This is a genomic window from Mucilaginibacter sp. OAE612 (assembly GCF_041806395.1).
GTDB classification, from domain to species: domain Bacteria; phylum Bacteroidota; class Bacteroidia; order Sphingobacteriales; family Sphingobacteriaceae; genus Mucilaginibacter; species Mucilaginibacter rubeus.
In genome coordinates this window covers 1,506,115-1,532,632 of record NZ_JBGMUW010000001.1, presented here as the reverse complement: position 1 = coordinate 1,532,632, position 26,518 = coordinate 1,506,115, and the positions used below count along the sequence as shown (strand labels likewise).

Annotated in this window: 19 protein-coding genes; 9 read left to right on the top strand and 10 right to left on the bottom strand. The window is 41.9% G+C overall.

All coding sequences use genetic code 11. The features are described 5' to 3' along the window. Positions 1-31: 31 nt before the first annotated feature. Both ABID99_RS06395 and ABID99_RS06390 read right to left on the bottom strand, forming a co-directional pair. Entirely contained in the window at positions 32-2,272 is a 2,241-nt protein-coding gene (locus tag ABID99_RS06395) for a hypothetical protein (RefSeq protein WP_373613225.1), read from the bottom strand. Continuing rightward, entirely contained in the window at positions 2,269-4,149 is a 1,881-nt protein-coding gene (locus ABID99_RS06390; protein ID WP_373613224.1) for a transglutaminase family protein, read from the bottom strand. Before ABID99_RS06390 ends, ABID99_RS06395 begins: the two co-directional genes overlap by 4 nt. A gap of 102 nt (positions 4,150-4,251) precedes the next feature. On the opposite strand from ABID99_RS06390, the gene ABID99_RS06385 reads away from it, so the two are divergent. The 4 genes from ABID99_RS06385 (at position 4,252) to ABID99_RS06370 (ending at position 9,448) form a co-directional block, all read left to right on the top strand. Further along, positions 4,252-4,587: a MerR family transcriptional regulator gene (locus tag ABID99_RS06385; protein WP_112655836.1), complete on the top strand. Its 336-nt coding sequence runs from the start codon at positions 4,252-4,254 to the stop codon at positions 4,585-4,587. Between the two features lie 90 nt (positions 4,588-4,677). Continuing rightward, a complete protein-coding gene (locus ABID99_RS06380; protein WP_373613223.1) occupies positions 4,678-6,780 on the top strand; it encodes a ComEC/Rec2 family competence protein in 2,103 nt (700 codons plus the stop codon). A 79-nt stretch (positions 6,781-6,859) separates the two neighbouring features. Beyond that, entirely contained in the window at positions 6,860-7,504 is a 645-nt protein-coding gene (locus ABID99_RS06375; RefSeq protein ID WP_090526371.1) for a DUF4412 domain-containing protein, read from the top strand. A gap of 72 nt (positions 7,505-7,576) precedes the next feature. Then, the gene (locus ABID99_RS06370; RefSeq protein ID WP_373613222.1) at positions 7,577-9,448 is read left to right on the top strand and encodes an LTA synthase family protein; all 1,872 of its coding nucleotides are present in this window, start codon (positions 7,577-7,579) and stop codon (positions 9,446-9,448) included. Between the two features lie 110 nt (positions 9,449-9,558). Here ABID99_RS06370 and ABID99_RS06365 read toward each other — a convergent pair whose 3' ends face one another. Genes ABID99_RS06365 through ABID99_RS06350 form a run of 4 tightly spaced genes read right to left on the bottom strand, consistent with a single transcriptional unit; the run spans position 9,559 to position 12,844 of the window. Continuing rightward, positions 9,559-10,164, bottom strand: coding sequence for a hypothetical protein (locus ABID99_RS06365; protein ID WP_217633140.1), 606 nt, complete (start codon positions 10,162-10,164; stop codon positions 9,559-9,561). A gap of 3 nt (positions 10,165-10,167) precedes the next feature. Beyond that, entirely contained in the window at positions 10,168-11,433 is a 1,266-nt protein-coding gene (bioA, locus tag ABID99_RS06360; RefSeq protein WP_188832760.1) for an adenosylmethionine--8-amino-7-oxononanoate transaminase, read from the bottom strand. Then, positions 11,430-11,870, bottom strand: coding sequence for an NUDIX domain-containing protein (locus ABID99_RS06355; RefSeq protein WP_090526365.1), 441 nt, complete (start codon positions 11,868-11,870; stop codon positions 11,430-11,432). Before ABID99_RS06355 ends, bioA begins: the two co-directional genes overlap by 4 nt. Beyond that, positions 11,870-12,844, bottom strand: coding sequence for a cation diffusion facilitator family transporter (locus ABID99_RS06350; RefSeq protein ID WP_112655876.1), 975 nt, complete (start codon positions 12,842-12,844; stop codon positions 11,870-11,872). The genes ABID99_RS06355 and ABID99_RS06350 overlap by 1 nt, the downstream gene beginning before the upstream one ends. A 93-nt stretch (positions 12,845-12,937) precedes the next feature. Between ABID99_RS06350 and ABID99_RS06345 the strand changes: the two genes are divergently transcribed. Beyond that, on the top strand, positions 12,938-14,131 hold the full coding sequence (locus tag ABID99_RS06345) for a pyridoxal phosphate-dependent aminotransferase (protein ID WP_175489972.1): 1,194 nt from the start codon (positions 12,938-12,940) through the stop codon (positions 14,129-14,131). A gap of 165 nt (positions 14,132-14,296) precedes the next feature. On the opposite strand, the gene ABID99_RS06340 is transcribed toward ABID99_RS06345, so the two are convergent. The 4 genes from ABID99_RS06340 to ABID99_RS06325 form a co-directional block, all read right to left on the bottom strand. Next, the gene (locus ABID99_RS06340) at positions 14,297-14,869 is read right to left on the bottom strand and encodes a hypothetical protein (protein ID WP_090526363.1); all 573 of its coding nucleotides are present in this window, start codon (positions 14,867-14,869) and stop codon (positions 14,297-14,299) included. A gap of 400 nt (positions 14,870-15,269) precedes the next feature. Continuing rightward, positions 15,270-18,446, bottom strand: a complete 3,177-nt coding sequence (locus tag ABID99_RS06335) for an efflux RND transporter permease subunit (RefSeq protein ID WP_373613221.1) — start codon at positions 18,444-18,446, stop codon at positions 15,270-15,272. Positions 18,447-18,520: 74 nt separating this feature from the next. Next, complete coding sequence (locus tag ABID99_RS06330) at positions 18,521-19,696, bottom strand: efflux RND transporter periplasmic adaptor subunit (protein ID WP_090526359.1); 1,176 nt, start codon at positions 19,694-19,696, stop codon at positions 18,521-18,523. A 54-nt stretch (positions 19,697-19,750) separates the two neighbouring features. Continuing rightward, the gene (locus ABID99_RS06325; protein ID WP_090526356.1) at positions 19,751-21,103 is read right to left on the bottom strand and encodes a TolC family protein; all 1,353 of its coding nucleotides are present in this window, start codon (positions 21,101-21,103) and stop codon (positions 19,751-19,753) included. 372 nt (positions 21,104-21,475) lie between these two features. Between ABID99_RS06325 and ABID99_RS06320 the strand changes: the two genes are divergently transcribed. From ABID99_RS06320 to ABID99_RS06305, 4 genes are all read left to right on the top strand, one after another. Then, positions 21,476-22,684: a pyridoxal phosphate-dependent aminotransferase family protein gene (locus ABID99_RS06320; RefSeq protein WP_090526354.1), complete on the top strand. Its 1,209-nt coding sequence runs from the start codon at positions 21,476-21,478 to the stop codon at positions 22,682-22,684. A gap of 104 nt (positions 22,685-22,788) precedes the next feature. Next, positions 22,789-23,907, top strand: a complete 1,119-nt coding sequence (locus ABID99_RS06315; RefSeq protein ID WP_090526353.1) for a GNAT family N-acetyltransferase — start codon at positions 22,789-22,791, stop codon at positions 23,905-23,907. Continuing rightward, entirely contained in the window at positions 23,904-24,890 is a 987-nt protein-coding gene (locus ABID99_RS06310) for an NAD(P)-dependent oxidoreductase (protein WP_090526351.1), read from the top strand. Before ABID99_RS06315 ends, ABID99_RS06310 begins: the two co-directional genes overlap by 4 nt. Before the next feature lie 33 nt (positions 24,891-24,923). Next, positions 24,924-26,246, top strand: a complete 1,323-nt coding sequence (locus ABID99_RS06305) for an inositol-3-phosphate synthase (protein WP_090526349.1) — start codon at positions 24,924-24,926, stop codon at positions 26,244-26,246. The last annotated feature ends 272 nt before the right edge of the window (positions 26,247-26,518 follow it).

The window sequence follows — 26,518 nt, the reverse complement described above, 5'->3', positions numbered from 1 at the left end:
AATGTAGTATCCGGACTTTTTTAAACAGTCATTAACTTTTTTTCTCAAACAGTATTTTCTGCGCATTGAATCCCGCTGAAGCGTCAATCACCTCGCTAAGGAGCGGCCAGTTTTCTGCTTTTTCAAAATTATTATTGTAAACACGTGTTATCACAATAGTTACAACATTACCGTTAAGGGTTGCTTCTGACGAAAACGAACCGGTTTTATTAGTCTTTTTTGCTGCTATTTCCTCAAGGCCTTTGGCTGTATATCCCTGTGGTACAGCAATGTTTATGGTGTATTTAAAACTACGGGAGCATGGCATATACACGTCATAAGTGCGTTTTCGTTCTTTTTCCACCAGTTTGTAAAACGATCCTGCAAGTTTACCTGCGTCAATAATATAATTATTGCCCGCCTTTTTTACCAGATTATCCAATACAAATGATTCCGAGTACTGAAAAACTGGATTGCTGTTATCAAGAGCGGCGTTAATAATTTTACAATCTGTAACCTGGGTTGGCTCCTGCTCGTACTGGGCTTTTATTTCAGATGTAAATTTCTTTACTGATTTTGACTCATCATCCGAAAATGCGTAGCTGAAATCATCACGCAGTTTTTTTGTTTCGGGGTTTTCTGCCAGTCGTTTTTCCAGCTTTTCACTCTTAGATAATTCCATAAGGATGTTATCAATATCAACTACGGGCAGTAAACGTAACTGATCATCATGCCTCATCAAACCTGTTTGTTTAACCAGCCTCTGTATCTTTATCTTTTGCATGTTGGCCGGCAAAAGCGATACCTTAATGTCTTCATTTATATTATTAACAGCGGCCTGCATTACGGGCAAAACTGCTGTACCTTCAGTAAACGAATATTTGGTTGAACTTTCCCGCTTAGGAGTAAGCACAATCACTTTTTCACCCTGAAAGCGTTGAGGTATCTCATTAAAATGGGTTGCGGCGTCATCAAAAAACATATATAGCGGCTTCGTATCATTTATGCGGATGCAGGCGTCAAAATCACTATAGTTAAAGATATTATCGAGTGTATTAGCATTACGCGAACAAACCAACAATACGTCATGATCAATTTTCAGATCATTTAAAGCCATGCTCATAACAACCGTATTAAACTTTGAGGACATACGACGATAATTGATTTCATCAACTTTGCCAACATCATCCTTACTATAACTACCAAAAACCATTCCCTTCCTGATATTGTAAAGCACCTTCATAGCGCTATCAAGCGGTACAGCTTTAATGTTCTTTTTGCCGTCGAAATATTTTTTCAAACGGTCAACAACATTGCTGAAGTAAGGAATGTCCCGTTCGGTAAAAGTGCCTTCAAAAATTGCCTTATTGGCCTGCAACCTATCAGCAGCGCTTTCACCTGCTTTACCACCCGAAACAAACTTTACAAAACCCATGGTGTGTGAACTGCTGATTTCGATATAAGGGAACTGACGAAACTTGGAAGTCCAAAATTCACTGGAATACTTGGCCTGATCTCTGACCTTCAAACTGTATATCTGGTCGCCTGCTGCGTTCGTACTTATATTAAACTGCGGGGCGCCATTTGCACAAATATGCTTTACATTATCTTTTTTTGAATATTGAAAATCGTAGCTGCTGTATAAAACAGGATACTCGCCGGCCAATACAAAAACCATATCGTTATCAGCAAAATTATCGGTACTTGCATTTTCGTTTACGTCGACAGTGCTCACGTAATAATCAAGTATATCACCAACCTGCAAATCGGATATGGCAAGTTTACTCACCTGATCTTTCTTTTCATTTTTGATCAGAACTTCTTCGCTTGTGTTTACCACAACTTCTTTGCCGCTTGGCTTAATGATCTTAGCCCCAATGTAGGTGTCATGTGTCATGGAAAATTTAGCGCTCAAAATATGTACGCTTTCATCAAGACGTTTTTGGTAAGATATAGTTGAAAAATCTTCAAGTGCTGATTTGTCGTTTATCTTAACCCGTTCGTGAAAAGTGGTAAGCTTGAGTGCCCGAGTTGTTGATGACGCCGTGATGATCATAAATTTAAATTTATTGGTCAGCGATCTTTGCATGCTGTATGATTTGGCAAAAACCACGGCGCTTTCATTACTTAAATTAACAGGCACCTTTGTGGTTGCAAATTCAGGCACGGTTGTCCCCCAAACCTCCTTCTGAATTTCGGCTGCTTTTTCCGCGTAGGTTTGGTTATTGTTTTGCGCACCCGCGGTCATAGCAAACAGAGGAAAGAAAAATAATAAACGTAATGTTTTTTTCATTGTGATACAGGTTTTATAACTAAATTTTCGTTGTAAGCTTTATTCAAGAGTTCAATATCCTGGTTCCATTGCGCAAAATTTGCCTTTGTAAGCAGCGTGTTCTTTATGAGCAACGTTTTTTTATAAGTGATTTTTCCGGGCGAACTGATGTAAGTGATATAAAACTCATACCCCGGCCTGGATATGTTAACGCCGGGCGGTATGCTTGCAGTTTTATAACCTGGCGGCAGCGTGAGTTCGGTCTCGGCTGCAATCTGGTCTTTTCTTGAAAACCAATAATCATTTTTTTGCTCATCAATAGCTATGACAGCACCCGAAAGCTCCTTACGGTTATCCAGATCAATATAATACTCTTTACCAAAAGCAGATATTCCACTTTTACGATCAACATCATACCCGGCATTTAAATCTTTGTCGGGATTGCTTGTGCTACTTAAAACAAGGTTATTGATGGCATAATCGGTATTACCTGCAGCAAGATAATGTTTCATAACATCTTCGACATTTTCATGCTTAATGCTATTTATTCCAGCTAATACTGCTTCTTTATCCTCTCCTTTCCAAACGTTGCTCACTTTACCGGCAAGGCTTGCTCCATTTATATAGAGTTTGCTTATTTCGCTGCTTACATTTTGCTGAGGTTGCGCGTATGGTATTTTACCGAGAATATACTTATCACCATCTTCCATTAAAACCTGTCTGCCTTGTATCCTTTCAGCATATTCATTAATACCTATATAGGTTTCAGTAGCATCAAGATAGTAGATTTTGCCTTTATAAGGCAACCCGCAAATCATATGATTATCAACTGCCATTGAGGGTGTTTGATAATCATAAGCAATATGTTTTGTACCCAGCCAGCAAAGCCGGGCATCAAAGCCTGCAGATACAAGCAGGGCTTTGGTGAGGTTGGCCATTCCCTTACAGTCACCATATTTTTTTCTTAGCACCTCGTCGGCTTTTTCAGGTTTAAAACCTGCTATGCCATCTTCAAATGCTATATATCTGATGTTGTCCTGAACATAATAAAATATGGCTTTTATTTTATCCAAATCATTAGTTAACCCTGCAGTGAGCTCATTACTTTTAGTACGTAACAGCGCGGGGTCGCCGGCCACATCCTTTACTAACTCATGGTACCATGCATAAAGATCGGCAAGAGTATTGAAATAAGTAAACTGTTTACTTCCTACAATCGCCGATTTACACATGATGAGCAAATGCGGATATACGTAGGTTGGGCCCGGACCATGCAATTCCTTTTTCATTGCCGGGATATTAGTAAACTTATATGTTATAATATCGGCATCATTGCTGCTGTTATAAACGGTACTTTTTTTAATATTAAAAGCATTAAAATTAAACTCCTTAATCTCCACCTTCATCCAGCGCGGAATTTCGATACTGACTTCGCCTTGTTGGACCGGCAGGTTATCAGCAAAATAAATATTGGTAAAATAGCGGGGATCATTAACGGTTTCTTCAAAAGTAACATTGCCAATACTTCCTTTTTTTGCCAGATCGAGCGTAAAGTAACACAACCGTTCGTCCGAATAAAAAATATCATTATTGCTGTAATAAGTATACTCAGGTTTAAAACCGCGGGGAGTGCGGCCGTCAACTTTGCAGGTTATATTATCAATAGAGATATTGTTGTTGTAAAATTCAGATACCGTGTAATTAACCTGGTAAGCACTACTGGTGTAGATATTATTAAGTTTCTGGATGATCTCTACACGGTTATCTTTGCTGTTCCAATTAAACCGAAACTCATTTTTCAAGGAGGTTATGGTTACAGCCGAATCAACTTCGAGGGCACTTAACCGCATAGTACATAACACACACAGCGTGTATGTTATCAATAGTTTAATAGTCATAAGGTTATTAGAGCCATAAATATATAATTATATGGATCAGATTCAAAGAAAATTCCGAAATCGAAATTCCCAATTCCGAAATCAAATAGATACATTTGTATTATGCCGTATAAAGAACGTGAGATAAGCAAGATGTACTACACCATGGGCGAGGTATCGGCCATGTTTGATGTTAATCAGTCGCTTATACGTTTTTATGAAAAAGAGTTTGATGTTCTGCAACCCAAGAAAAACAAAAAAGGCAACCGGTATTTCACCCCCGAAGACATTGAAAACTTCAAGATCATCTTTCACCTTATCCGTGATAAGGGCTACACTTTAAACGGAGCAAAAGAACATCTCAAAAACAACATGGGCGATACCAGGGATAACCAGCGCGTTATCGATTCGCTCGAAAATCTCAAAAAATTCCTGCTTGAGGTACGCGACCAATTGTAATCTTCCGCATAAAAACTATCTTTATTTCTAAAATACCGTCGGGTTAACCTATAACCATGCTGTCACCTGTTATAACAATCCGTAAGATATATGATCGCTAACCACAAGGGCGAGATCCCGGTTGTTATTTTACTGATTCCTTTTTTATTGGGTATAAGCGCTGGGATCAATTTAAGGTCTGTCGCTTATTTAATGCCCTTGGCTGTTGGGTTTGCCAGTCTGCTGATGTTATTTCTGCTGCTCAACTTTTATTACAGCCGCTTTAAAGTTTACAAAAAACGATGGCTTGGCGGAATCATCATTCATTTGTTATTGTTTCTTGCTGGCTGGATAGCCGTCATCAACAATAACGAACTCAATAATCCCGGTCATTTTTCAAAGCTGCCCGCGCAACGGCTGCTTGTACGCATTAGTAATGAGCCACAAATAAAAAAAGGGCTGATCCGTTTTACGGCCAACGTTGTAGCGAACATCAACCAAAAAAATTCCCTCCCGGCAACCGGGACGTTAATGATCACCATAAAAGATAGTGCTGCGGTGCACCTGGCTTATGGCGATGAACTGTTGGTCCCCGGTAAATACACTGCTATCGACCCGCCTTTTAACCCTGCCGAGTTTAATTATAAAAAATACCTCGCCCATCAAAACATTTATTACCAGGAGTTTTTATACCCGGGGCAATACCGTTTGGTGCAATCACACGCCGGCAATATGTTCATAGCAAACGCGCTGGCGTTAAGGCGGCAAATGGTTGAAAAGCTAAAAAACCAAATGCACTATCCAAATGCTATAGCCGTAGCCTCCACCCTGATTTTAGGTTACAAAGCCGATTTAAGCGAAGATGTATTACAGGCTTATTCCAAAACCGGTACCATTCATGTGCTCTCTGTTTCGGGCGCCCATGTGGCTATCATTTGGGCTTTGCTGGCCTTTATGCTGAATTTCCTGAACAGGTTCAGGCATGGCAGGGTGATTAAAGCGATCATCATTATTCCTATCATTTGGTATTACGCTATGTTAACTGGTTTTTCACCCGCGGTTTGCCGGGCAGCAGTAATGATCAGCACGGTTATCATTGGTAAAACTTATAGCCGGTATATCAATAATTTAAATATCCTGGCCATATCGGCGTTTATATTGCTGCTATATAATCCTTTGCTGATAACAGATGTAGGCTTTCAGTTGTCATACCTCGCAGTTGCCGGCCTTGTAGTTTTACAACCCGTGGTCTATAAATGGTTTACTTTTTCTAATAAATGGATGGACAAGCTGTGGGCCTTATGTTCGGTATCCATAGCTGCGCAGGTAATTACCTTCCCGCTGAGTGCTTTTTATTTTCACCGGTTCCCGGTTTATTTTTTGTTTAGCAACCTGTTCATCATCGTTCCCACGGCTGTTATTATGTATAGTGGGATCTTTTACCTGCTATTACCACATGTCCCCTTTATATCTGCCGGCCTTGCCTGGTTCCTCGAAAAAACCATCCTGCTCATGAACGCTGTACTGGCCAGGTTTGAGCACCTGCCGTTGGCAAGCATTAACAAAATATGGCTTACCACAACCGAGTACCTGTTGCTTTACGCTATTATCATATGCGTTTTTTACTTTTTGTACGATAGAAAAATATGGCTGCTGAGAGCAGGTATTGCATTGATATTTTTGTTAGCTGTAAGTATCAGCATAAAAACATACCGCTCATATACAACCAACAGCATCGCCTTTTTAAACCTGCGCAAAAACATTGGGATAGTATTTAAAAGCGGTAATCATGCTATCATAGTAAGTGATCTTTCCGATACTGACAAAACCTACAATTATTCCGTCAGGCCATACCTGGATAGTTGTAAAATAAACGACATCGCTTTGTATCAACCTGATCAGGATATCCGATCTGGCTTTTTACGAAAACAGAATAATTTTATTCAATTTCGAAATCGGTCGATAGCTGTTGTGAACAGAGATTATGTGGACACCATATCCGCGGTAAAACAAAAAACCGACTACCTATACATAACCGGGAGCCCTAAAATTCCGCTTGCTATTATTAATAAAAATCACGAATATCATACTATAATTATTGATGCTACCAATGCCCCTAAAACCGTACAATTTATTGCAGATCAGGCACGTGCCCTGCATGTCAATTATGTAATATTAAAACGTAACAAATCGTTCGTGACAGCATCTAATTGAAAAATATATTAAACTACTTATCTAAAAATTTGTCTTTTAATTATTAAAAATTAATTTGGCATTAAATCAAACTCAAAACATGAACATTAAAATTTTCAATGTTGCCTTAGGCCTTGCCCTTACCGCAACAGCTATCAGCGCAAACGCCCAAAAAGCTTACAAAGAGGGTGTGGTAACTATTTCAACGGCTATGCAGGGGCAACAGGTTGAAGCTAAAAGTTATTTCCGCGCCGATTCGGCCGCAATGCAATTTACTACAGGGCCTGCTACCATAAAAATATTAACCGATGCCGATGGTAAATCATTAGTTGTAATGGTTGATGTACCTGTTGCGTCTATCAAAAAAGCTGCGGTTGCTACTCCTGATGAGGTTGACCAGGCTATGGCTTCATTACCAACTCTTACTTTTGCTCCCGGTACCGAAACTAAAGTTATTTCGGGTTTTAATTGCAAAAAAGTGGTAGCTACAGATGCAAAAGCCAACAAAACTTATGATATCTGGGTAACTAATGATGTTACTGTACCTGTAACTGCTATTGCTAAATACTACCGATCTGTTGGTGGTTTCCCGGTACAATACACTTCATTTTCACAGGGCCAAAGCACCGAGGTTACTGTTAAAAGCATAACTGAGCAAAAAAACCCTGCCGGTATTTTCGGCATCCCTGCCGATTTTGAAAAGATCACCCTGGATGACCTGAAAGCTATGAGTGGCGGCAGGTAATCGAAAATATTTCATTAACAATTCATTAAAGGTTCCTTAACATTGTAGCAAAATATTATTTTTGTTACCCCAATGTTAAGGAACCTTTTTAGCTTTTTCAGATTCTTCATCTTTTGGATCGCCTTTTTCGCAATAACAAGAGCGACATTTGAGATCTATTTTCTGCACAAGCTTGATAATGCCAGCATCAGTGAAATCCTTCAAACGTTTTTCTGGGGCCTAAGGCTCGATGCTTCGGCAACAGCTTATATCTGCATCATGCCAATCCTTGTATTTACCATCAACTGGTTCATTCCTAAGGTTAGGATAAAACCCATCTGGCTAAAAGTATATGTTTGGTTTTGCCTGTTCTGCATTTCGTTGAATACGGTACTTAACTTTAATATTTTCCGTGAATGGGGCACTAAGGTTAGCTTCAGAGTGTTTACCTCATTTTATCATGCTCCTTCAGAAGCAATCGCGTCAAGCGGTTCTTCGCCGGTTGGTAAATGTATTTTCATTGGCATAGCTTTACTGACAACAGGCATAATGTTATCTCACTTTATAATCAACTACGATTTTAAAAAGCCCGAAGCCCGGCCAAGCCTAAAAGTTTCGCTTACTGCACTACTTTTATTTTTGAACTTTGTGCTGATGCGTGGTGGTTTACAAGCTAAGCCAGTAAGCCAGAATTCCGCCTATTTCTCCGAAAAGCAGATTCTTAACCAGAGTGCGCTCAACACCGAGTGGAACCTTTTTAACAATGTATTTGAAAACCTGCGCGCACCTTATAACCCTTATCTCTACAACCATCCAATTGATGCTGCTAAAATTGTTAATGAGCTGTACGATGTTAAAAACGATTCTACCGAACAAATCCTTACCACCAGCAGGCCCAATGTGGTAATTATCCAGTTAGAAAGTTATACAGCCGATGTGATCGAATCATTAGGCGGTGATAAAGGCGTGGCACCAAACTTTGAAAAGTTCATCAGGAACGGACTGCTTTTTAACAACATCTACGCCTCCGGCGATCGTACTGACAAAGGCATTATCGCCCTTATGAGCGGCTTCCCTTCGCAGGCGATCCGCACCATCATCAGCGATACGCTTAAACATAAAAAACTTCCGGCTATATCTGCATCGTTTAAAGATGCAGGTTATGAAACCGCTTATTTTTATGGTGGCAAAAGTAATTACATGAATTTTGATAAGTTCATGACTTCTCATAATATCGATCATATTATCGACGAGGCCAGCTTTGATAATAGCCATATAAAAACACAATGGGGCGTTTATGACGATGACCTGCTTATGCGAAACCTACAATATTTGGCCCGCCAAAAACAGCCATTTTTTAATTATGTACAAACCTCATCCAATCATGAGCCTTTTGTACTGCCTGTTAAGCACCATTTTAGTGATGACGCTGATTTAAGTAATAAATTCAGAAGCACAGCCTATTTTACCGATTCATGCCTGAACGCTTATTTTGATCAGGCCAGAAAACAGCCCTGGTATAAAAACACACTGTTTATCCTTGTGGCCGATCACGGTCACCGCCTGCCGCGTAATACAGCCGAGGCTTACGACCCGGCTAAATACCATATACCTCTTTTGTTTTTCGGCGATGTGATCAAGCCCGAATATCGTGGTAAAAAGAACAGTAAACTGGGCGGACAAACAGACCTCGCAGCTACCCTGCTGGCTCAGTTAGGTATGCCACATAATCAGTTTAAGTGGTCGAAAGATCTCTTGAATCCCAATAGCAAAGAGTTTGCTTTTTTTGACTGGGATAACGGGTTCGGTTTTATGCAGCCCGGGCAGGCTGTATCCTATGATAACGCCGGCCGAACCATGATCTATAACAGCAAACCAAATGCTGATAAAAAGGCTACTGAAGCTGCGCTTGCTCATGGTAAAGCCTATTTGCAGCAGGTGTTTACGGAGTATATGGGGTATTGACTACCAATGCTAATTCTCAAAAACGTCATTGCGAGGTACGAAGCAATCCCCGATTAGCAGAGTCTCTCCGTATAGTTCGCGATTGCTTCGTACCTCGCAATGACGGGAGTTTATAAAGCTATTTCCTTCCCCAACTGCTCAACCCACTGATTAAACAATTTGGTTTCAAATTCAACCGCTTTTTGAGCATGTAATTCCCATTGAGGAGAAAAATGCTGTAGTTGGTTGATCATCTCTTCCAAATGACCTTCCTCTTCTAAAATGATTGATTTTACGTTCACTTTGCTGCCTGCTTCGTCAAGGGCATCCTGGTAAATTGGATAAAGTTCATCGGCACGTACCTCAATAGCGTAGGTAACCAACAGGTAAGCTGCAAAACGGAGGTCGGCACCTTTCAGGTTAAGCTCGCTTTTTAAATAACGGCAAACATCAACATCCAACTGGTTCAAATAGTACTTACTTGAGCCCGGAGCCAGCAGGTATTCGGCCGCGTACGTAGGCAGTGTTACAGCCGTTTTTTCCAGTTGTTTTTTTAGGTAGAAAGCATGACGGTGCTCTTCGGCAGCGTGCTTTAATATGATGTAAGTCACAGTAAGTGGATCTTCACTGGCCGAAATCTTGCGTGCGCCGGTATTTTCCATTAAGGATAAAGTATTTAACCAGCGTGAATGCAGTTCGTTATCGGCAATTATGGTAGGTAGTATTTTGTTCAGCATAATTTATAGTTCTTCAAGAGCCTGCTCAATTTTGCTGTAAACATAGTTGAGTTGCTCATTAGTAATGCAATATGGCGGTAAAATATAAATAACGTTCCCCAGGGGACGCAATATGATCCCCGCGGATAAAAAATAATGGTACAGCTTATCCCTAAGCGAACTGAAGTATGAGGTATTATCGCCGGTTTCCCACTCCATGGCCAGTATAGTGCCTGTTTGCCTCGCGGTTTTTATTTTAGGGTGATTGCGGATCTTATCTGCAAAGGCGGTATGAGCGGCTTTGATCCTGGCAATGTTCTCTGCCGTTTCGGGTTGTTGAAACAGATCAAGACTTGCCAATGCCGAAGCGCATGCTATCGGGTTGGCCGTAAACGAATGCCCGTGAAAAAGGGTTTTCAACTTATCATCCGATAAAAAAGCATCATAAATTTGCTGCGTACAGGTAGTTAAGCCCAGGGCCATGGTACCGCCTGTAAGCCCCTTTGAGAAACACATGATATCCGGTTCAACATCCACATGATTTGTGGCGAAGGGTTTACCCGTACGACCAAAACCTGTAAACACCTCATCGGCAATCAGCATCACTTCCTCCTCACGGCAGTGGGCCATCAATTCATTCAAATACTCAGCCTCATACATGATCATCCCTGCCGAGCCCTGCACCAATGGTTCAAAAATAAAGCAGGCTGTTTCGTTCTTTAGATTTGAGATCTGAGATTTGAGATTTGAGATGTTTTCTTTTGTAGGGATGTCGATGAATTCTACTTCAAACAACAGGCTATCAAACGCTTTGGTAAATGCACTGCGGCCGCTTACGGCCATAGCCCCGAAGGTATCGCCGTGGTAAGCATTATTAAAAGCTATGATTTTGGTGCGCTGATCACCTTTATTAAGCCAGTATTGCAGGCACATTTTTATGGCCACCTCAACAGCGGTTGAACCGTTATCTGAATAGAATGCCTTTTTTTGGTTGCCCGGCAAAATTGCTAACAGCCGTTCCGCCAATTCAACGGCGCCTTCATGGGTAAAGCCTGCAAATATCACATGTTCCAGTTTGTGAAGCTGCTCTGATACCTTTTGGGCAATATAAGGATGTGCATGCCCGTGAATGTTTACCCACCATGACGATACTGCATCAATGTACTGTTTTCCTTCTTCGTCAAATAACAGTGCCCCTTCGCCGCGTACAATGCCTACAGGCGGCTGCGCGGTTTTCATTTGGGTATAGGGGTGCCATATTACTTTTAAATCCCTTTCGGTAAGGTTCATAGTTCGTTCTGCAAAAGTTCAACCACACGTTTATCTGTCGGAAATTCAAAATCGGCTACGCTCAGCGCGGTAAGCGGCACCCATCTAAAAGCCTGCAACACCTCTCCTTCCCCGTCAAAATCAAATGCAACAGCCTTTATATTCAAATTAACCGGGGTGATGCTTCGCACCAAATAATATACACTGATCACCTGGGAGTTGTTAAATGCCGATTTTACGGCAAAATCAGTGGTGTAAAAATGGCCTACAACTTCAATCTCAATATTACACTCTTCCATAAACTCACGTTTAAGCCCGTCAATCAGGCCCTCACCAAGTTCCAGGCCTCCGCCCGGGAACTTTGAAAAACGCATGCCATATTCCTGTTCATCGCTTATGAGCAATTCATCATCATCGTTCAGAAGCAGACCGTAAACCCTTACATTAAAGTATTCCATTATTCAAAGTGTTTTTTATTACGTACAACCTTTTCCATTGTCCAGGCTATTGTTTCGGTTTTTGCTTCCGACCGGATAGGGCAATTGGGCATACTGCAGTAGTGACAGCAATTGGGCACACAAGGGTCAGCATGAATAAAAAGCTCCGTTTTGATGCCCATATCTTTATTAATCATCTTATCAACCAATGATATTTCGGTATGTACTGTGTTCAGATCAAAATAGTTTGGCAGCGTCATGTGACAGTCGATATGCAGCTCATGTCCATATTTCTGCGCGCGCAAATTGTGTACATCTATCCAGGCCTCACGGCGTTTTTCACTTAAAACGTTCACGATCCCGGTCACTACCTGAAAATCTGCCTCATCCATTAATCCCCCTACCGATTTACGCACCAATTTGTAACTACTGTACACTATATATAAGCCAACCAATATAGATAATGCACTATCGAGCCATAAAATCCTGGTAAATTCAATTAACAATAAACCTACCACCAGGCCTACGCTGGTAACGGTATCGGCCAGCAAATGACGACCGTCGGCATCAAGGGTGATGGAACGAAGCTCTTTGCCCTTACGGATCATATAATAACCCAGCACGCCATTAATGGCTCCAGTAGCCGCTATAATAATGGCACCGGTAAACAGGTCATGGATAATGTTGGGAAAGAAAAAGCTGTAAACCGATTTTACAATGATTATGCACCCGGCAATGCCGATAAGTGATCCTTCTATAAAAACAGAAAAAAACTCCACCTTGCCGTGGCCGTAAGGGTGGTTTTCATCTCGTGGCAGGGCGGAAAGATAGATACTGTAAAAGGCAAATGAGCTTGCTATTACATTTACAATACTTTCGGCGGCATCGGTAAGTACAAAATTGGAGGCTGTTAAAAAGTAGGCGCCAAATTTCGCCAGCATCAGCACAATCCCCGTTATCAGCGAAATTAAAATGATCCTTTTTTGTTGATTCAAAGCAAGGGTGGTATTAGGCCGCAAATTTAAAAAATAACAAGCGTAAGTAGCAGTAAAGTTATTTTCTATATTTGCCGCGATAACATAATTTATATGAGCGCATTAAGTACCCGGATACAAAACCTGTCCGAATCTGCAACAATTAAAATGGCCAAACTGGGCCGTGAACTTGCCGCTAAAGGTGTCGACGTGATCAGCCTTAGCTTTGGTGAACCTGATTTTCATACCCCTGAACACATCAAGGAAGCCGCCAAGCAGGCCATGGACAAGAACTTCACCTACTACACACCAGTAGCAGGCTACCCTGACCTTCGTAAAGCCGTAGTTACAAAGCTAAAAAACGAGAACAATCTTGATTATGATGCTGCCGACATAGTTGTTTCAACAGGTGCCAAGCAGGCTATCGCTAACGCGGTATTGTGTTTGGTTAACCCCGGCGAAGAAGTAATTATCCCTACTCCTTACTGGGTTTCATACAGTGAAGTAGTTAAATTGGCCGAAGGTAAAAGCGTTTTCATTAACACTACCGTTGATACTAACTTCAAAATTAGCCCTGAGCAGTTAGAGGCTGCTATTACGCCTAAAACCAAACTGTTCATGTTTTCATCACCTTGCAACCCTACAGGAAGCGTTTACAGCAAAGATGAACTTGAAGGTTTAGCTAAGGTATTTGAAAAATATCCACAAGTTTATATCCTGAGCGATGAGATCTACGAACACATCAACTTTGTTGACAAACACGAGTCTATCGCGCAGTTTGACTATATCAAAGATCGTGTGGTTATCATCAACGGCTGGTCGAAAGCTTTTGCCATGACCGGCTGGCGTATTGGTTACACAGCCAGCACTAAAGAACTTGCTGCTGCTTTTGATAAAATGCAGGGCCAGGTAACTTCCGGTACCTGTTCAATCACTCAGCGTGCCGGCATAGCCGCTTACGAAGGTGGTTTGGAAAGCGTGCTTGAAATGCGCGCCGCATTCAAAAAACGCCGTGATATTGTTTATAAATTGCTGAGCGAAATAGAAGGCATTAAAGTAAACCTGCCAGATGGAGCGTTCTACTTTTTCCCTAACGTTACTTCGTTCTTTGGTAAAAGCTACAATGGCCGCGTGATCAATGACTCTGACGACTTGAGCCTTTACCTTCTTGAAGAAGGCCACGTAGCCACCGTGGGCGGCGATTCTTTCGGTGATCCGTCGTCTATCCGTTTATCATACGCTGCTGCTGAAGATAAACTGATTGAGGCTATGAGAAGGTTAAAAGAAGCATTAGGTAAATTGGCATAATAAACTGAACCTGGATTTTTAGGATTTGAGGATTATCAGGATATTAATTGTCTGCACGGTGAAATCAATCCTTTAAATCCGGTAAATCCCCGCAAATCCCGGTTCAGAAATAAAAAATCCGCTTGCTGTTGGCAAGCGGATTTTTTTGGTTAAGTATATTAGAAATTACAATCCAAATCCATAAGCTAAACGTAAGCCAACCAGGCCATAGTTATTGCTTTGTCCCGAGAAGTTTTCATAACGCACACCAATATCCCATGATTTGGTGGCATAACCTAAGCCGGGAGAAAGTATAAGTTTAGTATTCTTTTCACCCCCTGCAATTGGTGGGTGAACTTCAAAACCGGCACCCACCTCTCCTGCGAAATAAAAGCCATCGCCAACAAAAGCTTTAATACCGGCTTTTACAGGAATTATGCCTAAAGACCTGCCCTTAACTGTAACTGTAGTTGTTGACGTAGAGTTGGAAAATGATGAAGTATAGGTTTTACCAAAAAAATTGTAATAACCCGAGGTAAGTGTAAGGGCTAAATCATTACTTACACCATATTGCAAACGAGCGGTACCGCCTAACTCAAATTTTGAAATGTCGTGGGCGTTACCTGTTGGGATACCTGCTTCCAGGCCCACCCCAAAGCGCAACGCGTTTGCTGGTGTGGTTTGAGCTTTAACATTTGTTCCGATGAAGATAGCCACCGCAGTAAACGCCGAAGCTATCATTTTAGTCATTGTTTTCATAGTTGTGTTTTTTAGTCAAATTCTACAATGTTCATTTTTTAATTTTTCATTGTATTAACTCCTCCTTAACAAATACTTTGCCATTATTGGCATCATTTACTATCCAGGATATTATTTAAACTAATAAAACAACCGCATTTAATCCAATCACACACGACTTAATAATTGAAAATCAATAATATTTAAAGCGATAAGGTCAATACAAAATAATTACCGTTTAATATATTTTATGATGAATGGTTTTATTAAAAACTGCCCTGCATAAGCATCAAAAGTGTCTACTAACACCAAATTTCGAGCCTATAAATGGTTAAATAGCGAGGTATAGCAGTATACCAAACCTGCCGGAAAGTAAAAAAGAGAGACTTGCGCCTCTCTTTTTACAAAACTTTAACAATTATTATGCCTCCGGCCCGTGCTTTTTAGGATCATAATTTTTTTCAAGCTCGGCAAGTTTTTCTTTACCGTAAGCCATTTTGGTGATCAGGTAAAATAAAACCGGTACTATAAATATAGCTAATGAAGTAGCGGTAAGCATTCCCCCAAACACAGTCCAGCCTATGGTTTTACGGGCTTCAGCACCGGCACCCGATGCAACCATCAACGGACCTACACCCAATATAAATGCCATCGACGTCATGATGATTGGCCTTAAACGCAGCCGGACGGCCTCGAGCGTAGCTTTTTCCAGTTCCATGCCTGCGTCTACACGTTCCTTGGCAAACTCTACGATCAGGATGGCGTTTTTGGCGGCCAAACCTATCAACGTTATCAAACCGATCTGGGCGTAAACATTATTGGTAAGATCAGGCCAGAAAGTAAGGAACAATATGGCACCAAATGCACCCAGGGGCACTGACAATAACACAGAGAAAGGTACCGACCAGCTTTCATACAAAGCAGCCAGGAACAGGAACACGAATCCTATTGACAGTGCAAATATATATACCGTTTTTGACCCGGATAATAACTCCTCACGGCTCAGGCCCGAAAACTCGTAACCGTAACCTTGCGGCAATACCTGCGCGGCTGTCTCTTTCAAAGCGGTAATAGCATCACCACTACTATACCCCGGCTTGGTACTACCGTTAATCTCGGCCGAACGGAACAGGTTATAGTGCGATATCAATGGTGAGTTTTCAATTACCTTATATGATGTAAGTGTGCTCAATGGCACCATGGCTCCTGAAGAATTTCGCACAAAATACTGTCCTATGTTTTGCACATTGGTACGATAACTGGTATCGGCCTGGGCCACTACCCTGAAGTTACGACCGTAAATGGTAAAGTCGTTGATATAGGTACTACCCAAATAGGTTTGCAACGCATTGTTCACGTCAGATATCGCTACACCAAGCTTTTTAGATTTCTCTCTGTCTATCGTTAACTGGTAAGCAGGCGTACTGGCGGTAAAGAACGAGAATGCCCTTGCTATCTCCTTACGCTGGTTGATTGCGCCAAGGAACGTTCGGAGCGTTTTCTCAAATACCTTGATATCGCCGCCTGCCTGTTTCTCCTCTAATATAAACGAGAAACCTCCTGTACTACCCAACCCCGGAATTGCCGGTGGCTGGATCACCACAACATTGGCTTCCTTATACTTACCGAGCTTTTGGTTTAACCGTGCAACAAGCGCTGTTATCTGCTGCGACTTTTCTTTACGTTCATCCCAGGGTTTCAACTGCACGAATATGGTTGCACTATTTGATTTACTTGCAAAGCTGATGGCATTCAAACCACCCAGCGCCGCGTAATGAGCTATTTCCGGTACGCTATCAAGCGTTCTCATCATGTTGTGCAACACATCAACAGTACGGCCGGTTGCTGATGCCTCGGGCAAATCAAAAGTAATATACACACGACCATCATCTTCCAGCGGAATAAAACCCGACGGCTTGCTTCTAAATAAAAGTATCGCGCCTGTAATGATACATACCAGCAGAATGATAATGTATCTTGAGTTTTTAATGCTTTTATCAACTGTGTTTCGATATTTACCGGTTACGCGGGTAAACCAGGTATTGAATTTAAAGAAAAACTTATTTAAGCCACGGGAGCTTTCATCTATCTTATGCGGCCTTAATATCAACGTACACAATGCAGGTGTTAATGATAGCGCAACAAAAGCCGATATCAATACAGATATGGCAATGGTGATGGCAAACTGTTGATACAATCGCCCTACTATACCCGGCACAAAGCCTACCGGCACAAACACTGCAGCCAGGATCAGCGCAATTGCTATTACGGGGGCCGAGATATCGGCCATAGCGTGCTGGGTGGCTTCTTTAGGTGTCATACCCTCCTCATCCATATAATGCTGTACAGCCTCAACCACCACAATAGCGTCATCAACCACAATACCAATGGCCAGTACGAAACCAAACAGCGTTAACGTATTAATGGTAAAGTTGAGCGGGATAAAAAAGATAAACGTACCGATAATAGACACCGGGATAGCCAGTACCGGTATCAGCGTTGTGCGCCAGCTTTGCAGAAACAGGAACACCACCAATATAACCAGCACCAGTGCTATAACCAGCGTTTCGATAACCTCGCTTACCGAAACCTTTACCACGGTTATGGCCTCAAAAGGAACTACGTAATCTATATCTTTAGGAAAGCTCTTTTTAAGCTCATTCATAGTAGCGTATACATTATCGGCAGTTTCAAGCGAGTTACTGTTCGGGGCCTGGTACACCAGCAGATAAGATGCCCTTTTACCATCAACAAATGAGTTACCTGAGTAGTTGAATTTACCCAGCTCAATCCTGGCAACATCTTTTAAATGTACTATGCCCCCATTGTTAGGCTGGGTTTTAACAACCACATTACCAAATTCTTCTGGCTTCTCTAAACGGCCTTTTACAATAACCGAATACTCAAATGTTTGCCCCTTTAATTGCGGTGTAGCGCCTACCGTACCGGCGGCAACCTGCGCGTTTTGCTCCTGAAGGGCACTGGTTACATCCGCAGCACTCATACCTAACGCAGCAAGTTTATCCGGGTTAAGCCAGATCCGCATACTAAAATCATCAGCACGTGTAACAACATCGCCCACTCCTTTGGTACGCAAAATAGCATCCTTTATAAATACGTTGGTGTAGTTATCAGTGAAAGTGACATCATGGGTGCCTTTAGGACTAAACATGGCTACCAGCATCAGGATACTTGGGTTACGTTTACGTACCACCATACCCAAACGCTGTACCTCCTGCGGCAAGGTTGGTAAAGCAATACCTACACGGTTTTGCACGTCCAGCGCTGCGATATTAATATCTGTACCAACGTCAAAGTTAACGGTCATACTCATTTGCCCGTTACTACTGCTGTTACTTTGCAGGTAGGTCATGCCTGGTACGCCGTTCACCTGCACCTCAACCGGGGTAGCAACCGTTTGTTCAACCGTTAATGCGTCGGCACCGACATAGTTACCGCTAACTGACACGGTTGGAGGTGTAATATCAGGGTACTGGCCTATAGGCAGGCTGGATATTGACAGGATGCCCACTATTAATATCACCAGGGATATTACAATGGCGGTAACCGGTCGTTTTATAAAAGTATCTGCGATCATTCTTTCTCTATATTAAGTTTTCCAGGGTAGATGTGCCCCTTTTTCGGCTTAAAATTTTTCCTGTTGATATAAATTTATTTTTTAGGCGCTGCTCCGGCCGGCGCGGCTGTTCCGGTAGTGACCCTGCCACCATCGCGCAAACGCTGAAAACCGTCGGTAATCACTTTATCGCCTTGTTTTATGCCATCCATTATCACTACGTCGCTGTTAATACGCGGCCCTAATTTCACCTTCACCTGTTTTGCAATTGTATCGCGCCTGTCCTTAACAGTTTTATCGGCAGCTGTGTCTTTAACAACGGTATCTCTTGTTGCGAAAACAAAAAACTCACCCATTTGCTCAGTTACTGCTTTGTAAGGGATTTGTACCCGCTGGCCCGACTGGCTGTTCAGCACCTGTAAAACACAACTCATGCCATCCTTAAGCACATCATCCTCGTTCGGAAACTGGATCCTTACCCTAATGCTGCCGGTTTGGTTGCTAACGCCCCTGTCAATCGCCAGTACTTTACCTGTTTTGTTGTATTTGCTTCCGTCGGGCAGCACCAATTTAAAGGTACTGTCGGTACTTGATTTTTGCAGACCGTAAAAGCGGTTGATATCCTGCTCATTGATCACCACATCAACACCTATGGGGTGCTCGGCCGATATGGTGTTCATCAATGTGGTTCCTGCTGCTACCTGTGTTCCAAGCCTCACCTGCGAGATCCCTATTCGCCCCGTAAAAGGCGCGGTAATGGTGGCATATGATAAATCGGTACGGGCCGACTCAAGCGCGGCTTTGGCTACAGCAACCTGGCTTTTATTAGTTTCGTAAGTAGCCTGTGCCTGATCCACTGTCTGACGGGCAATCGCATCGCTCTTAAGCAGCATGTTATACCTGTCAATGTCTTTTTGCGCTTTAACCAAATTGGCCTCGGCGCTTAGCACATTAGCTTTGGCCTGGTCAAAAGCAGCCTGGTATTTGCGTTTATCTATTTCATACAATACTTTGCCTTTTTGCACAACATCACCCTCTTTAAAAAATATACCCGTTACAAAACCCGGTACCTGGCTGCGCAGTTCGACAGTGTTCACCGAAACCACAATACCCTGGTATTTATCATAGTATACTGCTTCGGCTGTTTTCGCGTCGGCAAGGTATACTGGTGTTGGGGGCATGGCCGCCGGCCCGCCCTTTTTAGGTTTACCGCATGATGCCCATGTTAAAAGTGCTGCAGGGGCTAACCAATATATATATGTATGTTTCATGTAGAATAGGTTGTTCGTGTGTTGCTGTAGTTTTTATTTTTTTATAACGATATCTTATGGTTGCTGAACAGGCAGGATTCCAAGGGCCCTCTGCAGGTCAATTTTACTGCTGAGCAAATTGAACAGGGCATTATAATAGCTCAGTTCGGCAGTACGCAGATCTGCCTGCGATACAATTACGTCGAGGTAAGTTTTTACTCCCTCGCGGTATTGCAGGCTTACCACCTTATATACATCTTTTGCAAGTGTAACATTTTCGCGAATGAGCTGGTAGCTGGTATAATTGCTTTTATATGCCGCCAGTGCCTGGGTATATTCCGTATAAATACTATTTTTTGTATTGATCAGGTCCAGGTCGGTACGTTCAACCTGCAACCTGGCTTTAGCGAGGTTTTGCAGGCGCTTCGTCCCCTGGAAAATAGGTACAGCCAGTGTTAAGCCAACATAACCTGTAGGGAAAGATTTATTATACAAATCACCTAAATCATGACTGAAGTATGCATGCTGGTAACTCCCTACCGCTGATAATGAAGGCAAAAACCCAAAGCGGTAGTAATTTACGTTGAGATTATTGAGTGCCTTTGTTGTTTCAAGCAAACGGTATTCGATCCGGTTATTTACATTAAGCGATTGCAAAGTATCAATACTGGCCTCCTGCTCATACCGGCTCGAATCATACGAAAGGCTTAACGGTGTAGCCGCGCCTACACCCATGATCTGCTTTAATAAAGCCGTTTTGCTTTTGATGGCTTCTTCGGTTTGTTTACGGGTAGCCAATGAATTATTTAAAGCGATGGTTGCCTGCTTATAATCCGTAGGATCGGATACACCGGCAGTATACCTGCTTTTGGCATCCTTCAGGCTTCTTTGCAACCTGATGATATCCTCATTAGTAATGTCAAGTTGTTTGCCGGATAGTAAAACATCAAAGAAAGCTTTGCTTACATCGCTTACTACATCAATCTGGCTGCTCAAGGTGTTCTGCTTATAATACTCGCGCGAATATCTTTTCGCCCTTGAAGCAAGAAATACATCGTTGTTATATAGTACCTGCGATGCCGTAACGCCCAGGGTTGAAAGGTTACGGATACTGCCCGCGTTGCTGGGAATGTTAGCACCGGAGGCACCAGCCTGCGGGCTGCCCTTATAGTAATAATTATAAAGGCCCGAGCCGTTCACCTGCGGCAGCCAGGCCGACAGGCCAATTCTAATATCACGCTCATTGATCTGTTCATCAATGGAAGCCTGCCTTACTGTTGGTTGGTTACGCAAGGCAAAGTCAATAGCCTGTTTTAGGGAAACCGGTCCGCTTATACTATCAGCGGCAGTTTGGGCATAACTATTGCTATGTAAATTCAATGTTAAATTAAGTACGAGAAGCGCCAAAAAGTACTTGTGTTTTTTCATAGGGTAGCTATAAATAACAATGTATATCAGGCAAAAATTATAAGAAAAAATTTTATAATTAGTGCACGATTGTTACGGGGAATGCGAATATGTAATTAATATTACTAATTTAAAATCACGAACAAGAATTTTACGTAAAAAATTACAAAAACACGGGATAGTATCAGCTTTTTGGGCTTTTGACAAAAAAATGAAAATAATAGGCTCGATATAAACAAAAAAATTAATTAATTTGCCGTGTAAGAATTTGTGTGCTTCTTAAGTAGTATTGATACGTTAATAGGCATTATTTTAAAAAAATTTACACACACCGTATAAGTTATATGCTTATTCATGGTATTTTTACACAAAATTTAAGCAGAGTTAATATACATGGTTAAAAAACTACATGGGAAAATCGCTCAGTTTCAAGTAGCAAATATGCTGCGTGAACGGGGGTTATATCCTTATTTCAGGCCTATTGAGTCTGCACAAGACACTGAGGTAATTATTGACAACAAGCGGGTATTAATGTTTGGTTCTAACTCATACTTAGGCCTTACCAATCATCCAAAAATCAAAGAAGCTTCAAAAAAAGCAATTGACAAATATGGCACAGGCTGTGCCGGTTCACGTTTTTTGAACGGCACACTTGATATCCACATTGAGCTTGAAAACAGGCTTGCTAACTATGTAGGCAAAGAAGCTACTGTTTTATTCAGCACAGGTTACCAGGTTAACCTTGGTGTACTTTCGTGCGTTACCGGCCGGAATGACTATATCATACTTGATGAGTATGACCATGCCTGTATCATTGACGGCAGCCGCCTGTCGTTTTCAAAAGTGATCAAGTACGCCCATAACGATATGGCCGATTTGGAGCGCAAATTAAGCATACTTCCTGAAGATGCCGTGAAGATTATCGCTGTTGACGGTATTTTTAGCATGGAAGGCGACATTGTTAAATTGCCTAAGATTGTTGAGCTTGCCGATACTTACGGTGCCAATATCATGGTTGATGATGCCCACAGCCTTGGTGTAATTGGTGATAAGGGTGCAGGTACCGCCTCACACTTTAACCTTACCAATGAAGTTGACCTGATCATGGGTACCTTCAGTAAATCATTAGCCTCGTTAGGTGGCTTCATCGCCAGCGATCAGGACACTATTGATTATATCAAACACCGCGCACGTTCATTGATGTTTAGCGCAAGTATGCCTCCGGGCTCTGTAGCCAGCGTAATTGCCGCTTTAGATATCATTGAATCAGAACCGGAGCGTATCGAGAAATTATGGGATAACACCAATTATGCCATGAAACTTTTGCTGGAAGAAGGCTTTGACCTTGGCCCTACCGAAAGCCCTATTTTGCCGATCTACGTTCGTGATAACGAAAAAACTTTCGCGGTTACCAAACACCTGCAAGCTTCAGGTGTATTTGTTAACCCGGTTGTATCCCCTGCCGTTCCTTCCGATTCGTCACTGCTTCGTTTCTCATTGATGGCTACCCATACCTTTGAGCAAATTGACGAAGCCGTTGAAAAACTGTCAAAAGCCTTTAAAGAAGTTGGTGTAACCGCTTCTGTTAAAGAAAAAATATAATGAAGAAACCTGAGGTGCATTTAGCTGCTTTTTAATTAAGGTAAGCTAAATGCACTTTTTATTTTAAAGCATACCAATTTGCTTTATTCAATCATTTACCACACATGATTACAATAGTAACGGTTAAATCAAAAAAAGAACTGGCTTCGTTTATTGATTTCCCGCATGACCTGTACAAGGACGATCCTTACTATGTTCCGGAGTTGTTTATTGCCCAAAGGGACCTCTTAACCAAACATCCCTTCCATAAACACAATACCGTACAACCCTTTTTAGCTTATGATGGCGATAAAATTGTTGGCCGGATAGCCGCGATCCTTAATAACGGCCATAACGAATACAGCCACGTTAACGATGGCTTTTTTGGCTTTTTTGATTGTATTAACGATACGGCGGTATCTAACCTGCTTTTTGAAACCGTTACCAAATGGCTTAAAGAAAAAGGCGTTACCGGCAAATTATTAGGCCCTACCAACTTTTCAACCAATGAGCCTTGCGGTTTATTAATAAAGGGATTTGATAGTTCACCGTTCCTGATGAACACCTATAACTTTGCTTATTACGCTAATCTGGTCGAAAATTTTGGTTTTGCTAAAGATGTCGATCTGATTGCCTGGCACTGGGACGGACAAGCTTATGATGATAAATCAGTACGTTTATTAAACGCGCTTGAAGAGCGGTTAAAGCGAAACGATATAGTTATTCGTAAGATCAACCTTAAAAATTTCAAGGAGGAAGCCGCCAAACTGCGCGAAGTGTATAACTCAGCATGGGACAAAAACACCGGTTTTGTGCCCCTGACCAACGAAGAGTACGATTACCTGGCCAAAGATCTTAAACTGATCCTTGATCCCGATTTTGCCATCGTGGCCGAGCAGCGCGGTAAGATAGTTGCATTTGGCCTGGCCCTGCCCGACTATAATGACATCTTCAAAAAAATAAAACGCGGTCGGTTGTTGCCAACCGGTATTTTCAAATTACTGTTCGGCAAAAAAAGCATTACCGGTATCCGTATTTATGCCCTCGGTGTTATTGAAGATTACCGCAAAATGGGTATCGAGGCCTGTTTATATGGCACTATCATAAAGGAATATAAGGCCAAGGGTTATAAACATGCCGAAGCCGGCTGGACACTGGAAAACAACGACATGATGAACCGTGCCATTGAAGCCATAAAAGGCGATCCTTATAAAAAATACAGGTTATATCAAAAAGCGATATGAGGGAGCGGGTTTTAATAACCGGTGGAAGCGGATTTGTTGGATACCATTTGATTGAAGAGGCCTTACAAAACAATCTGGAGGTTTTTATAGCCATCAGAAAAAGCAGTGTAATAAGTCACTTAAACGATTTAGATATCCAATATATCTATCCCGAATTTAACAATAAGGAAACATTAAAGAAGCAACTGGCCGAGATAAAGCCCGATTATATCATCCACGCGGCAGGTGTAACCAGTGCCCGCTCCGAAGCCGAATATAACCGGATCAATGCTACATATACCCATAACCTTGCTTCGGCGGCTTATGAAGCTTGCCCCGATTTAAAAAAGTTTGTACTTATTGGCAGCCTGGCTTCGGTTGGGCCGCTTAATACGCTAACCGGCACCATAACCGAGGCAACCCCTCCGCATCCTGTTACAGCATACGGCAGGAGCAAATTGCTTGCCGAACAGAAATTAAAAACGGTGAGCGGCCTGAATTATACCATACTAAGACCTACCGCGGTTTACGGACCAAGGGACACCGGCATATTTATATTTTTTAAACAGATAGTGAAGGGCATTGAGCCCTATATAGGCAAGGCGCAGCAAAAACTCAGCTTTATATATGTTAAAGACCTGGCCAAAGCAAGTATCAAGGCTTTATACGGTGGCAATAACAAGACATATAACCTGAGCGATGGTAATTTTTATAACCGTTATGAGTTAGGCACCATCACCAAAGATGTATTAATGCTAAAAACGCTAAAGTTTCATCTGCCTGTAAATTTTGTTAAAATGATTGCAGCAGTATCTGAAAAAATAAGTTCTTTGAGCAACAAAGCTGCAGTGCTGAATATCGAAAAGCTTAATGAACTGACCGCCATTAACTGGAATTGCGATATTGAAGCAGCTAAATCCGACCTGGGTTTTTATCCTTTATACAATCTGCAAAGCGGCATGGCCGAAACGCTAAAATGGTATAAAGCCAACAAATGGCTTTAACCAATTAATTTGAAATAAATAATAGTAACATAAATGAAAATCAACATTACACCTGCTAAAGGTAAGCTTGGCATCCTGATCCCCGGGTTAGGCGCTGTAGCAACTACCTTAATTGCCGGCGTAGAGGCCGTTAAAAAAGGCATCTCGCAGCCAATTGGCTCCCTTACTCAAATGGGCCACATACGTTTAGGAAAAAGAACCGAAAACCGTAACCCGAAAATTAAAGAATTTGTTCCTTTAGCCGATTTAAACGACATCGTATTTGGCGGTTGGGATGTTTATGAAGATAACGTATTTGAAGCAGCCTCAAACGCACAGGTATTGGAAGCAGGACTTTTACATTCGGTTAAAGCCGAATTGGAAGCTATAAAGCCAATGAAAGCCGCGTTTGATAAAAACTACGCTAAAAACCTTGATGGCACCCACGTTAAAACCGGAACCAGGCTTGAACTTGCCGAGCAGGTAATGGAAGATATCAAAAACTTTAAAGAGGCTAATGGTCTTGACAGGGTTGTGTTGGTATGGTGTGGTTCAACCGAGATCTATTATGAAGCATCTGCTGTACACCAGTCATTAGCCGCTTTTGAAGAAGGATTGAAAAATGACGACAAGCTGATCGCTCCAAGCATGATCTATGCTTACGCGGCTTTAAAATTAGGTGTTCCTTTTGCTAACGGCGCCCCTAACTTAACAGTTGATATCCCTGCTTTAATCGAACTGGCCAAATTAACCAAAACCCCGATTGCTGGTAAAGATTTCAAAACAGGTCAAACTTTAATGAAAACAGTATTGGCCCCAGGTTTGGCAGCGCGTTCATTAGGTGTGCATGGCTGGTTCTCGACCAACATTTTGGGTAACCGCGATGGCTGGGTTCTTGACGATCCGGATAACTTCAAAACTAAAGAAGTATCAAAACTGGGTGTATTGGAAGATATTTTCAAACCGGAAGATAACCAGGAACTTTATGGTAACATCTACCACAAAATCCGTATCAACTACTACCCTCCGCATGGTGATAACAAAGAGAGCTGGGATAACATCGATATTTTTGGCTGGTTAGGCTACAAAATGCAGATCAAGATCAACTTCCTTTGCCGCGACTCAATCCTTGCTGCCCCTATCGCGCTTGATTTGGCTATCTTCTGCGATCTGGCTAAACGTGCCGGCATGAGCGGTATCCAGGAATGGCTGTCATTCTACCTGAAATCGCCTCAAACTGCACCGGGTTTACATGCAGAAAATGACATCTTTAAACAACTGATCAAATTGGAGAATACCCTTCGTTACCTGATGGGCGAGGACCTGATCACCCACCTTGGTTTGGATTATTATGACGATATGTTCGCGACCGAATAATCGTTAAATTACCAAATACCGTCAAAACAGCCGTAAGCAACTAAACCCTGCTTTACGGCTGTTTTGTTTTTATCAGGTAAAAATGATCATACGCAAGTAACATTATTTTAAGGCAATAGTCTTATTGGCGCTAATGTTAATTTGTTAAATAATGTTATTTATTAACCTAAACGACTTCTTCCAAACAATCAAAAAATGGCAAATAACATCTAATTATCAGAGCGTTACGCAATTGGTTATATAACTAACAGCAAACAATAGGAATACTAACT

Bases quoted from the DNA above. Each gene is read 5' to 3' on its own strand.
- ABID99_RS06395 (WP_373613225.1), bottom strand. From the start codon at position 2,272: ATGAAAAAAACATTACGTTTATTATTTTTCTTTCCTCTGTTTGCTATG.
- ABID99_RS06390 (WP_373613224.1), bottom strand. From the start codon at position 4,149: ATGACTATTAAACTATTGATAACATACACGCTGTGTGTGTTATGTACT.
- ABID99_RS06385 (WP_112655836.1), top strand. From the start codon at position 4,252: ATGCCGTATAAAGAACGTGAGATAAGCAAGATGTACTACACCATGGGC.
- ABID99_RS06380 (WP_373613223.1), top strand. From the start codon at position 4,678: ATGATCGCTAACCACAAGGGCGAGATCCCGGTTGTTATTTTACTGATT.
- ABID99_RS06375 (WP_090526371.1), top strand. From the start codon at position 6,860: ATGAACATTAAAATTTTCAATGTTGCCTTAGGCCTTGCCCTTACCGCA.
- ABID99_RS06370 (WP_373613222.1), top strand. From the start codon at position 7,577: ATGTTAAGGAACCTTTTTAGCTTTTTCAGATTCTTCATCTTTTGGATC.
- ABID99_RS06365 (WP_217633140.1), bottom strand. From the start codon at position 10,164: ATGCTGAACAAAATACTACCTACCATAATTGCCGATAACGAACTGCAT.
- bioA (WP_188832760.1), bottom strand. From the start codon at position 11,433: ATGAACCTTACCGAAAGGGATTTAAAAGTAATATGGCACCCCTATACC.
- ABID99_RS06355 (WP_090526365.1), bottom strand. From the start codon at position 11,870: ATGGAATACTTTAATGTAAGGGTTTACGGTCTGCTTCTGAACGATGAT.
- ABID99_RS06345 (WP_175489972.1), top strand. From the start codon at position 12,938: ATGAGCGCATTAAGTACCCGGATACAAAACCTGTCCGAATCTGCAACA.
- ABID99_RS06340 (WP_090526363.1), bottom strand. From the start codon at position 14,869: ATGAAAACAATGACTAAAATGATAGCTTCGGCGTTTACTGCGGTGGCT.
- ABID99_RS06335 (WP_373613221.1), bottom strand. From the start codon at position 18,446: ATGATCGCAGATACTTTTATAAAACGACCGGTTACCGCCATTGTAATA.
- ABID99_RS06330 (WP_090526359.1), bottom strand. From the start codon at position 19,696: ATGAAACATACATATATATATTGGTTAGCCCCTGCAGCACTTTTAACA.
- ABID99_RS06325 (WP_090526356.1), bottom strand. From the start codon at position 21,103: ATGAAAAAACACAAGTACTTTTTGGCGCTTCTCGTACTTAATTTAACA.
- ABID99_RS06320 (WP_090526354.1), top strand. From the start codon at position 21,476: ATGGTTAAAAAACTACATGGGAAAATCGCTCAGTTTCAAGTAGCAAAT.
- ABID99_RS06315 (WP_090526353.1), top strand. From the start codon at position 22,789: ATGATTACAATAGTAACGGTTAAATCAAAAAAAGAACTGGCTTCGTTT.
- ABID99_RS06310 (WP_090526351.1), top strand. From the start codon at position 23,904: ATGAGGGAGCGGGTTTTAATAACCGGTGGAAGCGGATTTGTTGGATAC.
- ABID99_RS06305 (WP_090526349.1), top strand. From the start codon at position 24,924: ATGAAAATCAACATTACACCTGCTAAAGGTAAGCTTGGCATCCTGATC.